This is a genomic window from Paenibacillus sp. FSL H3-0333 (genome assembly GCF_038002805.1).
Lineage (GTDB): Bacteria > Bacillota > Bacilli > Paenibacillales > Paenibacillaceae > Paenibacillus_AQ > Paenibacillus_AQ silagei.
The window spans coordinates 58,078-72,375 of record NZ_JBBODG010000002.1; the positions used below are offsets into that span (position 1 = coordinate 58,078).

11 protein-coding genes and 1 pseudogene are annotated in these 14,298 nt (G+C 54.3%); 11 read left to right on the plus strand and 1 reads right to left on the minus strand.

The features are described from left to right. Positions 1-2 precede the first annotated feature (2 nt). The 7 genes from MHH78_RS33720 to MHH78_RS33750 are packed head-to-tail and all read left to right on the plus strand — an operon-like array spanning position 3 to position 10,162. The gene (locus MHH78_RS33720; RefSeq protein WP_076085569.1) at positions 3-866 is read left to right on the plus strand and encodes a carbohydrate ABC transporter permease; all 864 of its coding nucleotides are present in this window, start codon (positions 3-5) and stop codon (positions 864-866) included. A gap of 19 nt (positions 867-885) precedes the next feature. Then, positions 886-2,328, plus strand: coding sequence for a tetratricopeptide repeat protein (locus MHH78_RS33725; protein WP_341170461.1), 1,443 nt, complete (start codon positions 886-888; stop codon positions 2,326-2,328). Beyond that, complete coding sequence (locus tag MHH78_RS33730; protein WP_340944841.1) at positions 2,315-2,938, plus strand: Yip1 family protein; 624 nt, start codon at positions 2,315-2,317, stop codon at positions 2,936-2,938. The genes MHH78_RS33725 and MHH78_RS33730 overlap by 14 nt, the downstream gene beginning before the upstream one ends. Before the next feature lie 18 nt (positions 2,939-2,956). Beyond that, positions 2,957-5,545 (plus strand): DUF5696 domain-containing protein, encoded by a 2,589-nt coding sequence (locus MHH78_RS33735; protein ID WP_341170462.1) that lies wholly within the window; start codon positions 2,957-2,959, stop codon positions 5,543-5,545. Then, complete coding sequence (locus tag MHH78_RS33740) at positions 5,545-6,444, plus strand: carbohydrate ABC transporter permease (RefSeq protein ID WP_076085557.1); 900 nt, start codon at positions 5,545-5,547, stop codon at positions 6,442-6,444. Before MHH78_RS33735 ends, MHH78_RS33740 begins: the two co-directional genes overlap by 1 nt. Before the next feature lie 22 nt (positions 6,445-6,466). Then, positions 6,467-7,480 (plus strand): carbohydrate ABC transporter permease, encoded by a 1,014-nt coding sequence (locus MHH78_RS33745; protein WP_340990925.1) that lies wholly within the window; start codon positions 6,467-6,469, stop codon positions 7,478-7,480. A gap of 15 nt (positions 7,481-7,495) precedes the next feature. Then, complete coding sequence (locus MHH78_RS33750; protein ID WP_341170463.1) at positions 7,496-10,162, plus strand: glycoside hydrolase; 2,667 nt, start codon at positions 7,496-7,498, stop codon at positions 10,160-10,162. 197 nt (positions 10,163-10,359) lie between these two features. Here the strand turns inward: MHH78_RS33750 and MHH78_RS33755 are convergent, their stop codons facing one another. Beyond that, a complete protein-coding gene (locus MHH78_RS33755) occupies positions 10,360-10,968 on the minus strand; it encodes a superoxide dismutase (protein WP_036723775.1) in 609 nt (202 codons plus the stop codon). 417 nt (positions 10,969-11,385) lie between these two features. Between MHH78_RS33755 and MHH78_RS33760 the strand changes: the two genes are divergently transcribed. The 4 genes and pseudogenes from MHH78_RS33760 (at position 11,386) to MHH78_RS33775 (ending at position 14,230) form a co-directional block, all read left to right on the plus strand. Beyond that, complete coding sequence (locus MHH78_RS33760) at positions 11,386-11,805, plus strand: GNAT family N-acetyltransferase (protein ID WP_036723776.1); 420 nt, start codon at positions 11,386-11,388, stop codon at positions 11,803-11,805. A 204-nt stretch (positions 11,806-12,009) separates the two neighbouring features. Then, positions 12,010-12,627, plus strand: coding sequence for a signal peptidase I (lepB, locus tag MHH78_RS33765; RefSeq protein ID WP_341170464.1), 618 nt, complete (start codon positions 12,010-12,012; stop codon positions 12,625-12,627). Positions 12,628-12,662: 35 nt separating this feature from the next. After that, a pseudogene (gene queG / locus MHH78_RS33770) lies at positions 12,663-13,850 on the plus strand (tRNA epoxyqueuosine(34) reductase QueG); the annotation flags it as partial. Between the two features lie 134 nt (positions 13,851-13,984). Further along, positions 13,985-14,230 carry a YneF family protein gene (locus MHH78_RS33775; RefSeq protein ID WP_341170465.1) on the plus strand — a complete coding sequence of 82 codons (246 nt, stop codon included), beginning with the start codon at positions 13,985-13,987 and terminating at the stop codon, positions 14,228-14,230. Positions 14,231-14,298: the final 68 nt, after the last annotated feature.

A 14,298-nucleotide genomic window follows, 5' to 3' on the forward strand; every position in this document is an offset into this window, starting at 1 on the left:
GGATGAAGCTGGCGATACGTCTGAATAAAAAAGTAAACCGTTCCTGGCAGGTCGACGCCCTGCTGTTCCTGGCCCTGGCCGGATTCGGATCATTCATGGCGATTCCGTTAATTTATGTCATTAACAATGCGTTTAAGCCGCTGGATGAGCTGTTTATTTTCCCGCCTACGCTGTTTGTACGCAATGCTACACTTGAGAACTTCGCCAACCTGTTTCAGGTGATGAAGAATTCCTGGGTGCCGTTCTCCAGATATATATTCAACACGGTATTCATTACCGCTGCCGGTACAGCCGGGCATATCCTGCTGGCCTCGGCGGCGGCTTACCCGCTGGCGAAGCATAAATTCCGCGGCTCTAAGGTGCTGTTCACCGTGGTTGTCCTGTCGCTGATGTTCTCACCGCATGTCACCGCGATACCGAACTATATGATTATGTCCGCTCTGGGCTGGATGGACTCCTACCAGGCGGTTATCGTTCCTGCCTTTGCCTATCCGCTGGGACTCTATCTCATGAAGCAGTTCATGGAGCAGATCCCGGATGCGCTGCTGGAGGCGGCGAAGATAGACGGGGCCAGTGAATACCGCATCTTCTGGCAGGTTGTCATGCCGCTGGTGAAGCCGGCCTGGCTGACGCTGCTCATTCTGATGATGCAGATGCTATGGGGCACGGACGGGGGCAGCTTCATCTACAGCGAGCAGCTCAAGACGTTGCATTACGCGATGGGCCAGATTATTCAGGGCGGGATCGCCCGTGCAGGAGTCGGAGCCGCGGTAGCGGTGATTATGATGACCGTGCCGATTGTGACGTTCATTCTGTCACAGAGCAATGTGATTCAGACGATGGCTTCGTCCGGCATGAAGGACTGAAGCGATGGAGGCGTTAGGGTTGAGAATAAAGTCATCAATACTGGTGCTTGTATCCGTGCTGCTGCTTGTGAGCCTGTGCCCTAGGCCGGCCGGGGCTGCGCCGTATGAAGGATATACCTACTCCTACTGGGGAGACGCGGTTCAGTCGCCGATTGCTTATCTTCCTTCGAGGGCCATCAGCGGGCTGGAGGCAGGGACGGGAGCCTGGACCGCTCCGGGAGACCTGTTTGTCTCAGCGGAAGGGCTGCTCTATGTGCTCGATTCCGGGAACGGGAGGATTGTGGTGCTGGATAAGGAGTGGAACACACTCCGTGTCATCGAAGGTTTCCGGAACGGGGAGAAGAAGGACAGCTTCAATAACCCGGAAGGTCTCTTCGTTACGGACGCCGGCCGGATCTACGTGGCGGATACGGAGAACAGACGGCTGGTCGAGCTGGACGGCACAGGGACCTTCGTGCGGGAGATCGGGGCGCCGAAGGCGGATGTGATCGGAGCGGGTTTTGAGTATTTTCCGCGGAAAGTGATTGTTGATAAGGCAGGCCGCATCTATGTGGTCGGCAGAGGGGTCTACGAAGGGCTGATCGAGTTCGACAGCGACGGGCAGTTCACAGGCTTCATGGGCACGAACAAGGTGCAGTTTGATCCGGTGGATCTGTTCTGGAAGTCGGTATCGACCAAGGAGCAGCGCGAGAAGATGGTGCAGTTCATTCCGCTGGAATTCAATAATGTCGATGTCGATGAGGATGGCTTCATCTATACCACTACGGTGGATAAGAAGACCTTCTCTCCGGTAAAAAGACTGAATCCCTCCGGCATCGATGTCCTGCGGGTTGGTGGGGAGATTCCACCGATCGGAGATCTGAGTAAGGACCGCTCCGCCTTCATTGACATTGATGTGACCGGAAACGGGGTCTACCGGGCACTGGACGCCACGCGCGGGCGGATCTTCACCTACAATGAGGACGGCAAGCTGCTATATGTAATCGGCCAATTGGGCAGCCAGCTCGGCACATTCAAGAACCCGGCGGCGGTGGAGAGCTATGAGAATGCGATTTATGTGCTGGATCGTGATCTGGGGAGAATTACCGAGTTCACGGTGACCCGGTTCGGCAGCATGGTGAATGAAGCCAACACCCTGTACAGCTCCGGCAAGCATGATGAAGCCGCGAAGCTGTGGCGGGAGGTGCTGAAGCTGGATGCCAACTATGAGATGGCGTATGTTGGCATCGGCAAATCTCTGCTCCGCCAAGGCGAATACAAGGAGGCTATGACCTATCTAAAGCTGGGCAATGACCGCGAATATTACTCCAAGGCACTTGGGAAATACCGCAGGGAGTATATGCGCGATCACTTCAGCATCTATATGACGGGAATGATAGCCGTGCTGCTGGGCGGCTACGTGATTGCCCGCCTGATGAAGCGGCTGAGAAAGGGAGGGAGGGTCCAGGATGCTGTTTCTTAAGGACATTAAATATTCACTGCATGTAGCAGTACACCCCTTCGACGGATTCTGGGATCTGAAATATGAGAATAAGGGCAAGCTGCGCATGGCACTGGGCATTCTTATATTCCTTACCCTGACTATGATTGTGAAGCGCCAATATGTAGGCTATGTGGTCAATTATAATCACCCGCTTGAACTGAACAGTATCAATGAGCTCAAGTATATTATTTTCCCGTTCCTGCTCTGGTGCCTGGCGAACTGGTCGCTGACGACGCTGATGGACGGGGAGGGGAAGTTCGCGGAGATCGTCATTACGACAGGCTACGCCCTGCTTCCGCTGATTCTGATCAACATTCCCAATATCCTGCTCAGCAACGTGATTACGCTGCGGGAGGCTTCCTTCTATCATTTGCTGGATGCTCTGGCCACGCTGTGGTTCGTATGGCTCTTGTTCATCGGGACCATGACGGTTCATCAGTACACGGTGCTCAAAACGATTACAACCATGCTGCTGACGCTGGCCGTGGCGGGCATCATCATCTTCCTGGGCCTGCTGTTCTTCAATCTGATCCAGCAAATTGTCAGTTTTGTCTACACCGTCTACCAGGAGCTTTCACTTCGCGGATAAGAAAGGAGGAGCCAGGCTTTGAAGAAGAAGCTAACCATCATTGCAATTGTGCTTATGCTCAGCGGCGCAGCCGTCCTGCCGTACGCGGACTTGGCCGAATCCGCACCTGAAGCTGAATCGGCGGTACAGTCTGAAGCAGCGATACCATCCGAAGCAGCGATACCATCCGAAGCAGCGATACAATCCTCAGCGCAGAGCGTGCAGGACACCCCGAAATCGCCGGAGCTATCCGCAGACATGAAGGAGGCACTGGACAACGAATATCTGACCCTGTATCTGAATCAGATGACCACGGAGATCGCCGTTAAGGATAAGAAGAGCGGAGCACTCTGGTATTCTAACCCGCAGGACCGCGAACAGGATGCTGTCGCCACCGGATATAACAAATCCAAGCTGAATGTGCAGGTGGAGCTGACCTATTATGACAGCAAGGGCAATCTGATGAACTACGACAACTACACCCACAGTGTGCAGAGCGGCCAGTTCACCATCGAGGAATCGGGCGACAGCCTGAATATCGTGTATACGCTGGGGGAGGTCAAGAGCAATATCGACGGCATTCCCAAATACATCAGTGAAGAACGCTTCCGTACCCTGATCATCGGGCGCCTTGAGAAGGACAGTGACAAGAAGGAGATTGAGAAGCGGTTCAGGTACGATGAGCCGAACAAGCGGTATGAACGAAGGGATACCTCCTTCAAGGGAGTGGGGCTGAAGAAGGTGACCTCCCTGTTTGGGCAGATCGGCTATGATGAGGCGCAAATCGCCATCGATAAGGCGGCCTACGGTGAAGAGGAGGACGGAGCCGCTCTGGTGACGCTTCCCCTGGAATACCGGCTGGACGGGAAGCTGCTGCGGGTAAGCATCCCGGGCGATAAGGTCCGTTATCCGGATAATATGCATATTCAGAGTTTGTCGCTGCTTCCGTTTTTTGGGGCAAGCGGGACGAAGGATGAAGGCTACAGCCTGGTGCCTGACGGCTCCGGGTCGCTGATACACTTCAATAATAACAAGCTCTATGCTACCCCTTACCGTACCGCGATGTACGGTCCTGATGCTGCGCTGACCCAGCTGGGGCAAGTGCAGAAGGAGGAGACCTCACGGCTGCCTGTATTCGGCATGAAGGTTCAGGACCGCGGCTTCCTGGCGGTGATCGAGAGCGGAGATGCGGTTGCAGCCGTGGAGGCAGACGTCAGCGGGCGGCTGAATCAGTATAACTATGTCTTCTCCAGCTATACGCTGGGCAGTCTGGAGGAAGTGACGCTGACCAACGGCTGGCGCTCCAGTACGGTGAAGCAATTTCAGGCAGGTATCTTCCCCGGAGATATCACTGTAGCGTACAGCTTCCTTGATCAGGAAGAAGCCAGCTATTCAGGCATGGCTGCGAAATACCGGGAGTACTTAATCGAACATACCGGGATGGCAAGGCTGGAAGGGGCGGAGGACGTTCCCTTCTACCTGGAATTGATCGGCGGCATTCCGAAGAAGAAATTCTTCCTGGGCATTCCTTACAGCGCTTATGAGCCGCTTACTTCCTTCAAGGAGGCCGAGGTCATTCTGGAGCAGATGCAGGAGAAGGGGATCGGGGACATTCAACTGCGGTATACCGGATGGTTCAACGGCGGCATCAACCATAATTACCCGAAGGGCGTATCGGTGGACAGCAAGCTTGGCGGGGCAAAAGGGCTTCAGGAGCTGCAGTCTTACGCACAGGATAAGGGAATTACATTGTATCCCGATGCTTCGTTCCTGCAGACCTTCCCGGAAGCCAAGGGCTTACGCAAGTCACAGGCCTCCCGGCTGATTACGGGCAAGCTGGCGCATACGTATCCCTATGATATCTCTGACCTCAAGCAGGATGTGAAGCAGCCCTCCGTTTATGTCGTCAGTCCCCGGGTACTGCCGGGTGTGGTAGACGGCTTCCTCGGGGATTATGCAGCGCTTGGAGTGGACGGCTTGTCCCTGCGGGATCTCGGCAGCGGGCTGAATTCCGATTTCAATGCGGAGAATCTAATTGACCGCCAGCGGGCCGAGGGAATCGTCAAGGAGCAGCTGGAGCGCATGAGCAGCTCGGTGCCCCGCTTGATGGTTGAAGGCGGCAATGCGTACGCAGCTCCCTTCGCCCGTCATATTGTGGTTGCGCCCATGCAGAGCAGCGGGTTCAATATTACGGATGAGAGCATCCCCTTCTTCCAGATGGTGTACCACGGCTATCTGCAATATGCCGGAACTGCCTGGAATATGGCTGACGATCAGGATGCAACGCTTAGTCTGCTGAAGGCGCTGGAGACCGGGAGCGCACCGTATTATACCTGGTTCTATGCAGATCCCTCTGCGATCAAGATGACGGGCTTCGACCGGCTGTATTCAGCCGATTACCGCAGCTGGATTGACCAGGCAGCCGGGCAGTATCAGGCATTGAGCCGTGTACTGAAGAGTGTCCAGTCCCAGACGATCAAGGAGCATAAGAAGCTTGCGGCCGGTGTCTATCAGACGACCTATGAAGCGGGTACCACAATTATAGTGAATTATAACCATGCCCCGGTGACTGTGGGCGGAGTAACCATAGACGGACGGAATTACCGGGTAGGAGGTGAGCAGCAATAATGAAGCTTAAGAAGCTGTCCCTGGAGCAAAAAAACAGATATTACGGCCTGTACTTTATTCTTCCCTGGTTCGCGGGCTTCTGCTTCCTGTTCCTGACGCCGCTGCTGTCTTCCCTGCGGTTCAGCCTCAGTAACCTGCAGGTCAATGATGAGGGCTTCACGCTGAAGTATATCGGACTCGCGAACTTCCGGGAGGCGCTGTTCTCCCATGAATCCTATGTCCGGACATTAACGGAATCCGTGATGAATATCGTGCTGAACACCCCGCTTATTCTGATTTTTAGCCTGTTTTTCGCCGTGCTGCTCAATCAGAAGTTCCATGGCAGGGTGCTGGCCCGGGCCATCTTCTTCCTGCCGGTCATTTTGGCCTCGGGTATTATTGCCAGCATTGAGAACGGGGATCTGATGCAGTCCGTTGTGCGCAGCGCCAGTGATTCCACGGGCGGAGGGCTGTCGGTGATCAAGAATCTGGAGCTGACCACGCTGCTGATCGAATCCGGTCTGAGCCCCACTGTGGTGCAGTATCTGACTGGGGCGGTGAGCCGGATCTATGAGATTGTCAGCCAATCGGGCGTGCAGATCCTGATCTTCCTGGCGGGGCTGCAATCGATTTCCCCTTCCCTGTATGAGGCGGCGAAGATTGAAGGCTCCACAGGCTACGAGGCCTTCTGGAAAATTACGTTTCCGATGATCGGCCCGCTGATCCTGACGAATCTGGTCTATACCATCATCGACAGCTTCATCAGCGACCAGACCAGCCGCATGGTGGTGGATACAGCGTTTAAGAGCTTCAATTTCGGGCTGAGCGCAGCCATGTCCTGGATGTATTTTGCCATCATTGCGCTGCTGTTGTGGATTACGACGGCGCTGATCTCACGCAAAGTCTTTTATCAAGACTAGCGGTTAGGAAGGAGGAACATTCATGAAGACAGAGACCGCAGCAATGCCGCACCGCTCCAGGAAAGAGCAGCTGCACAGGCTGGCCTCGGCCGCTTATTGGGTAGAATTTTCGAAAAAATGGTTATGGGTCATCGCCCGCTTTGTGCTGGTCTTCGGTATCTCGTTCGTCATCCTGTACCCGATCCTGCTGAAGCTGTCGATTGCGTTCAAGAGTATGGATGATTTGTATGATTCCACCGTGATCTGGGTCCCGCAGGCCTTCACCCTGGAGAACTTCAGGCTGGTCTTCACAGCGATGAACTATCCGGCAGTCCTGCGGAACACCCTGCTGTTGTCCTCAGCGGTCATGGTGCTTCAGACGATCATCTGTGTGCTGGCCGGTTACGGCTTTGCCCGAATTAAGTTCAGGGGGAGCGGGCTGCTGTTCGCGGCAGTGATCTTTACGATTCTTGTCCCGTCCCAGACGATCATGATTCCGCTGTACCTGCATTTCAAGAACTTTGACCTGTTCGGCCTGATTGAGCTGTTCACGGGGAAGCCGGCGAACCTGATCAATACGTACTGGCCGTTTATTATTTCTTCGATGCTCGGGATGGGCGTCAAGACAGGGCTGTATGTCTATATTTTCCGCCAGTTCTTCAAGGGCATTCCACGGGAGATTGAGGAAGCGGCCTATGTGGACGGAGCAGGCTATTTTACCACCTTCGCCCGGGTGATTCTGCCCAATGCCATTCCGTCTATGGTAACGGTAATGCTGTTCTCCTTCGTGTGGCAGTGGAATGACTCCTTCTTCACCAATATGTATCTGAACGAACCGAAGGTCATGTCATCGATGATGTCATCGGCGGGCTACGGCATTGCTACCTACATGACCGGCGGCGGCCAGGCAGCGAATTCGCTCGTTCAGGACCCGTTCTTCATGTCCATGATGATGAATACCAGTGTGCTGATGGCGATTCTGCCGCTGATTATCCTCTATGTATTCGTTCAGCGGCATTTCGTTGAGAGTGTGGAGCGGTCCGGTCTGGTCGGTTAGGAGGAGGATAGGAGCATGAAGCGGCAGGCAGTTACGGCGGTTATCGGCGTTGTTCTAGTGTGTGTTGTTGTAATTCTGTTCAGTAATAGGAAAGAGGAGGAAATCCCTGTGCAGCACCAGAAACCGCCGGATGCGGCAGTGACGATAGACGGCAATGTCCGCAATCAGACTATCGATAACTTCGGCGCATCCGACGCCTGGTCCATGGACCCCCTGGGGAAGGAGTGGACCGAAGAGAATAAGAACAAGGTGGCAGATTTGCTGTTCTCACGTACCGAAGGAATCGGGCTGTCGGCATGGCGCTTCAATATAGGTGCAGGCTCGGTAGAGACCGATCAGGCGATCATTCCAGATCCGTGGCGAAGAACGGAAGCCTTCAAAATAACGGAGGAAGCACCGTACGACTGGAGCAGGCAGGCAGGTCAGCAGTGGTTCCTGCGGGCGGCTAAGGAGCGCGGAGTCGAATCCCTGATTGCCTTCGTCAACAGCCCGCCGGTCTGGATGACCCGGAATGGTCATGCCCAGCCTGATCCAGAGGTAGGGTCCAGTAATTTGAAGGAAGGCTCTGAAGCGGCCTTCGCCTCTTTCCTGATTGAGGTGCTGGAGCATTTCAAGCAGGAGGGCCTTGAATTCGATTATATCAGTCCCGTTAACGAGCCGACCTGGGACTGGAATCATGCGCAGCAGGAAGCCAGCCGGTACAATAATGACGACCTGAAGCGGGTGATTCTGGAGCTGCATGCCCAGCTCCGCGCTAGCGGGCTGGAAGCGCAGATCAGTGCCCCGGACGGAGTGGAGATTATTTCTCTGCTCGATGACGAGCACTACCGGGAATTCACGGGCAGCGGCGTCTATTCCAGCGGGGCTAACAGCCTGGGGCTGGGAAAATACCGTGAATATATTAAGGACCTGCTGGGTGACCCTGTGCTGAAGGAAGCGGTAGGCAACAAGATCGCCTCGCATTCCTACTGGTCCGACTACAGTCATTCCGGCGACGACCGGTTGGTGAAGCTAAGAAGGCTGTTGGAGCGCAATCTGAAGCAATATGATCCGCAGGCCAAATATTGGGTCACCGAATACTGCATTATGGGCGACTATGGCCCGGGACGGGATCTGGGGATGGAGCCCGCGCTGCAGGTGGCGCGCACCATTCACTTCGATCTGACCGAGGCGGATGCAGCCGCATGGCAGTGGTGGACCGCAGTATCCAAGGTAGATTACAAGGACGGCTTGCTGTACACCGATTACAATCAGCCTGGAGACGGGCAGAACATCCTGACCTCGAAGATCCTGTGGTCGCTAGGCAATTACAGCAAGTTCATCCGCCCCGGAGCGGTGCGGATTGCGCTCTCCGGTCTGAGCCAGGACGCCGGAAGCGAGCTGCTCGGCTCTGCTTATGTACACGAGGAGGAGCAGAGCATGACGGCGGTGCTGGTGAATGACAGCCTGGAGGAGAAGCGGGTGCAGCTCACCTTGAGCGGACTGGGACTGAAGGCATCTGCCTTGCGTTCCTATGTAACCAATGAGCAGCTGGATCTGGCCCGCGGCGAGGATCTGGCCGTTGATGTAGCTGCTGATGGGACAGCAGACGGGGAGCAGGTATTCCAGGCTGTTATCCCGGCCAAGTCGGTGGTGACCCTGGTGGCAGGCGGGCCGGAGTTAGAGGAGCAGGCAAGCCAGCCGGGTGAGGTTGCCGGAACTCAGGTTACCCGGACTCAGGCTGCACAGGAAGTTCCGGCTGCGGGAGACTATGCCGGCTATCTGTTCACCTATTTCACAGGCGAAGGGACCGGGGACGGCGAGCAGGTATACTTCGCCCTCAGCGAAGGCAATGACCCGCTGCATTGGGAGGAGCTGAATAGCGGGAAGCCTGTGCTAATCTCCACCTTGGGCAACAAGGGAGTCAGAGATCCCTTCATCATCCGTTCACCTGAAGGGGGACAGTTCTATCTGATCGCCACCGATCTGAAGATCAACGGCAATTGGGATTGGGGCGCAGCCCAGACACGGGGCAGCCGGTCGATCATCGTGTGGGAATCGGATAATCTCGTGGACTGGTCGGAGCCTTGGGAAGCCAAGGTCTCGCCGGAGGAGGCGGGGAATACCTGGGCACCTGAGGTGATCTATGACCAGGAGAGCGGAGAATATATCGTATTCTGGGCCTCGCGGATGTACGCCGATTCCGGTCACACCGGGGACGCCTACCAGACAATCATGTACAGCAAGACACGCGATTTCCGCGCGTTCACAGAGCCGCAGATCTATATGGACTATGGGCATTCGATCATTGATACCACTATGGCTGCGTATAACGGGAAGATTTACCGATTCACCAAGGATGAGCGCGAGCAAGGCCCGGAATCCCCTTTTGGCAAAATGGTGTTCCAGGAGTCCCTGGATTCGGTATTTGCGCCTGCGGTGAAGCTGCTAAGCGGAAGTGTCGGCGGACTGAAGGGCATTGAAGGGCCGACCCTGTTCAAATCCAATACGGAGAAGAAGTGGTATCTGTTTGTGGATGAATTCGGAGGGAGAGGGTACATCCCGCTGGAGACGGAAGATCTTGATTCGGGCAAGTGGACGGTATCCGCTGATTATGAGCTTCCGTCCAGCCCCCGCCATGGAACAGTAATTCCGGTCACCCGGCGTGAGTACGACGCTCTGAACGCCAAGTTCAAGCAGTGAATTCAGGTTTGGCTTAGCGTGGCAAGTGGAAACGGCATTGCCGTCCTTTTAAAGGACGGTACCGTTTCAGCGAGAAATAGAAGGATAAGTTATCGTGTGGAACATATAAATTCTATTTTAAATAAAAACAGGTTCACCCTTGCCATTACGGCAGAGGTGAACCTGTTTGCTTAGAGCATCATGCTGAAGGCAGATGCTTATTTCGCGCTTTCGTAACGCTTGCCGACTTCTTCCCAGTTCACTACGTTCCAGAACGCCTTGATGTAGTCAGGACGTTTGTTCTGGTAGTTCAGGTAGTAGGCATGCTCCCATACATCGAGGCCGAGGATTGGAGTTGCGCCTTCGCTGATCGGGTTGTCCTGGTTCGGTGTGCTGGTTACAGCAAGCTTGCCGTCCTTCACAACGAGCCAAGCCCAGCCGCTGCCGAAGCGTGTAGTAGCTGCAGCCGCGAAGTCTTCCTTGAATTTATCGAAGCCGCCCAGCTCGCTGTCAATGGCAGCAGCCAGTGCGCCAGTTGGTGCGCCGCCGCCATTCGGTCCAATCACTTCCCAGAACAGGGTGTGGTTGGCATGTCCACCGCCGTTGTTGCGGACCGCTGTGCGGATCGCTTCCGGTACAGCGTTCAGGTCGGTCAGAAGCTCATCGATGCTTTTGTTTTGCAGTTCGGGTGCCTTTTCCAGTGCGGCGTTCAGGTTCGTCACATAAGTGTTATGGTGCCTGTCATGATGAATCTCCATCGTCAATGCGTCGATGTGTGGTTCAAGTGCGTTGTTCGGATACGGAAGTGCCGGTAATTGAAAAGCCATGGAAAAATCCCTCCTGATTATATGTTGGTTTTGGTATATATCCGTTGAGATACTATTATTAAAACGCATCTGGAACAATAATGCAACATTAAATAAACAAAAATGTTTAAAAAGTATTTTCCCGTCCGCAGCTCACTGAAAATGTTAAGGCTGTGTTAAACTAGTGAGGCTTCGTAACCGGGACGTTTTGACTACTATAATCTCCTAATAGATGTTAAATATGAAACTATATTGAATGTAAACGCTTCATATCAAGCGCTTTCAAAAGAAAAATGATGATAACGCGAGAAAAGTGTGCTTTAATAGAGACAAAAGCAGGTATTCCTCGGTTTTTGATGCTTTTTTCCACTTTATGCTGTTATGGAAACTCCTTCTTTTTGTAAAATCATAAGCCATAGAAAAGGGAGACTTGAAAGTATGCACGTTCGTTCCTTTCAATTAAGCGATGTAACTCCAGTGACTGAATTGCTGCAGACCGCATTATCGGAAGAATGTTTCGAGAGCACGATCGAGCCTTTCTCCAGGCAATTGTCATGGGATTCTGATCTCATTGTAGTTGCTGAGGATGAAGGAGAAATCATCGGTGCGCTGATTGGTACGATTGAGAAGAATCACGGCTGTTATTTCCGCATTGCCGTCCATCCGGATTACCGCCGCAGAGGAGTCGGTAAGAGTCTTGTAACGGCTATGGAGAGCAGATTTCAGGCGCGGAAGGTCAGCGGCATTTATGTTGCCGTCGATGAACACAATTCTTTTGCAATGCCTCTATATGAAGCCATGGGTTATGACGAGAACCACATTTTCAAATCCGTGCGCAAGCTGAGCATTGTCGGGTAACTGTTGCTGAACCGCTGCTGTAAGCGGAATCAAAGGTCAGAGTAGAGAACTTTTGCAGGGCGGATACTTTGAATATGGGTATTCCTGCATAGTCTGTTTCATTATACTAAAGCATATCTTCCCTATGTCCATTGCAAATGGGCGGGAGATATGCTTTTCTATTGTTAAGGAACGGATAACCCAATCGAAGCAAGTAGGTGGCCTATGAACCGGGAGCTTGAAGAAGATTTCATGCGGAGCCGCAGACAAAGATACAGATCAGTGACGCATAACAAGTCCAGACAGAAGTCGAGAAGAACATGGATCAGGGATATGCGGGAGTGGATCATTACGGCGGGGATTGTGTTCGCTGTGATGTCGCTGCTTAATATCTATGTGTTCAACGTGTCAACTGTAATCGGCCAATCCATGGAGCCTACCCTCTATCAGGGAGAGAAGCTGATTATTAATAAAATCGCCCTCAGCTTCGGGAATCCGGGCCGCGGGGAGGTTGTCGTCCTTCATGATCCCAGTACGGGACCCAGCCGCAAGGAATATCTGGTCAAGCGGGTGATCGGCATTCCCGGCGACATTATTGAAGTACGGAACCAGCAGCTCTATCTCAATGGCAAGCTGCTGGATGAGCCATATATCGATACATCTATAGAAGATCCCGATTTCAGCAGTCTGACCGTGCAGGCGGGGACCTACTTCGTCATGGGGGACAACCGGCATGCCGGAGCCAGCAAGGACAGCCGTTATTTCGGCGCTGTCGAAGGGGAGAGTATTGTGGGTAAGGTCTCCCTGATCTGGTGGCCTCTCTCTAAGATGAAGGCCCTGTAGAGCAACCTTAGTCAATCTATAAAGGAGAGGCGGATATGCACCTCAACATCCAGAAAGGTTACGCTCCGCCCCCTTCCAAATGGGAGGAACTTAAGGCAGAGATTAAGGCGGCTCTACCCGCGCTCGGTATCGATGATATCGGGTTCACGACTGCGGAGCCGTTTTTATATTTGAAGAACATTCTTCAGGAGCATCGGGACAAGGGGTACGAATCCGGCTTCGAGGAGCCTGACCTGGACAAGCGGACGGTTCCCGCCCTGCAGTCCGGAGAGCAGCCGCTCTCCATCATTGCGATTGCCGTGGCCTATCCCTCCAAGATGGAGAATCCGCCCAAATCCGAGCCGGGTGCACGCAGAGGCATTCTGGCCCGCGCCTCCTGGGGCCAGGATTACCATCATGTCCTTCGTGAAGCGCTGGCGAAGCTGGAGAGCTTCATCCGTGAGCGTGTCCCGGATGCTGTGCTGGAGAGCATGGTGGATACGGGAGCGCTGGTAGACCGGGCAGTAGCGGAGCGGGCAGGGATCGGCTTCAGCGCCAAGAACTGTGCGATTATCTCCCCCAAGTGGGGATCATGGATCTATCTGGGGGAGATGGTAACGAATCTTCCGCTGCCTCCAGACCAGCCTGTGGAGGAGGGCTGCGGTGACTGCACGAAATGCATCGATGCCTGCCCTACCGGCGCGCTGGTCGGACCGGGACAGCTCAATGCCCAGGCCTGCATCTCCTTCCTGACCCAGACCAAGGGCTTCCTGAGTGAGAACTATATGACCAAGATCGGGAACCGGCTCTATGGCTGCGATACCTGCCAGATTGTCTGTCCGCATAACCGGGGCAAGAACTGGGACCACCGCCCGCAGCTTCTGCCTGATCCTGAGGTGGTCAAGCCGCTGCTGCTGCCGATTCTGGACCTCAGCAACCGCGAGTTCAAGGAGAAGTTCGGCAGCAGCTCGGCGGCCTGGCGCGGCAAGAAGCCGATGCAGCGCAACGCGGTCATTGCGCTGGGCAATTTCAAGGAGGCTTCGGCGGTGCCGAAGCTGACGGAGCTTCTGCTGAAGGAGCCGCGGCCGGAAATGCGCGGAACCTCGGCCTGGGCGCTCAGCCGCATCGGCGGCGAAGAGGCGCTTGCGGCAGTCGAGCAGGCGCTGGAGAGCGAAGCGGACGCTACGGTGCGCGACATGCTGGAGCGGGCGCTGGACAAGCTCCGCGGGCAGGGAGCAGCGGACGGGGAATAAGCCGGAAATCAACCGTAGGCCAGCGGGATTTGCCAATTGCTGTCCAGTTGTTGAAATGCTATGATAGATTCGCGTGCCTGAACAGGGTTATCGCCAGACTAATAGAGTACAAAGGTGGATTACAGATGAATATTGCATTGCCTATTATTACGCTTGTGGTAGGTCTGATCGGCGGATTCTTCATCGGTGTGTATTATCTGCGCAGACAGATGACAACGATGCAGAATGATCCTGAAATGCTGCAGAAGGTTGCCAAGCAAATGGGGTATAACCTGAACGGGAAGCAAATGCAGCGTGCCCAGCAGATGATGAAGAACGGTAATACGCCGGGACGTCCTGCTGCGGGCAAAGGACAGTCCCGCAAGAAGTAATAATGATGATCGTATAATAGATAAGAGTCAGCTGCAGGTGCGGAAGGGGGGAGTTTTCATGGGGGGCA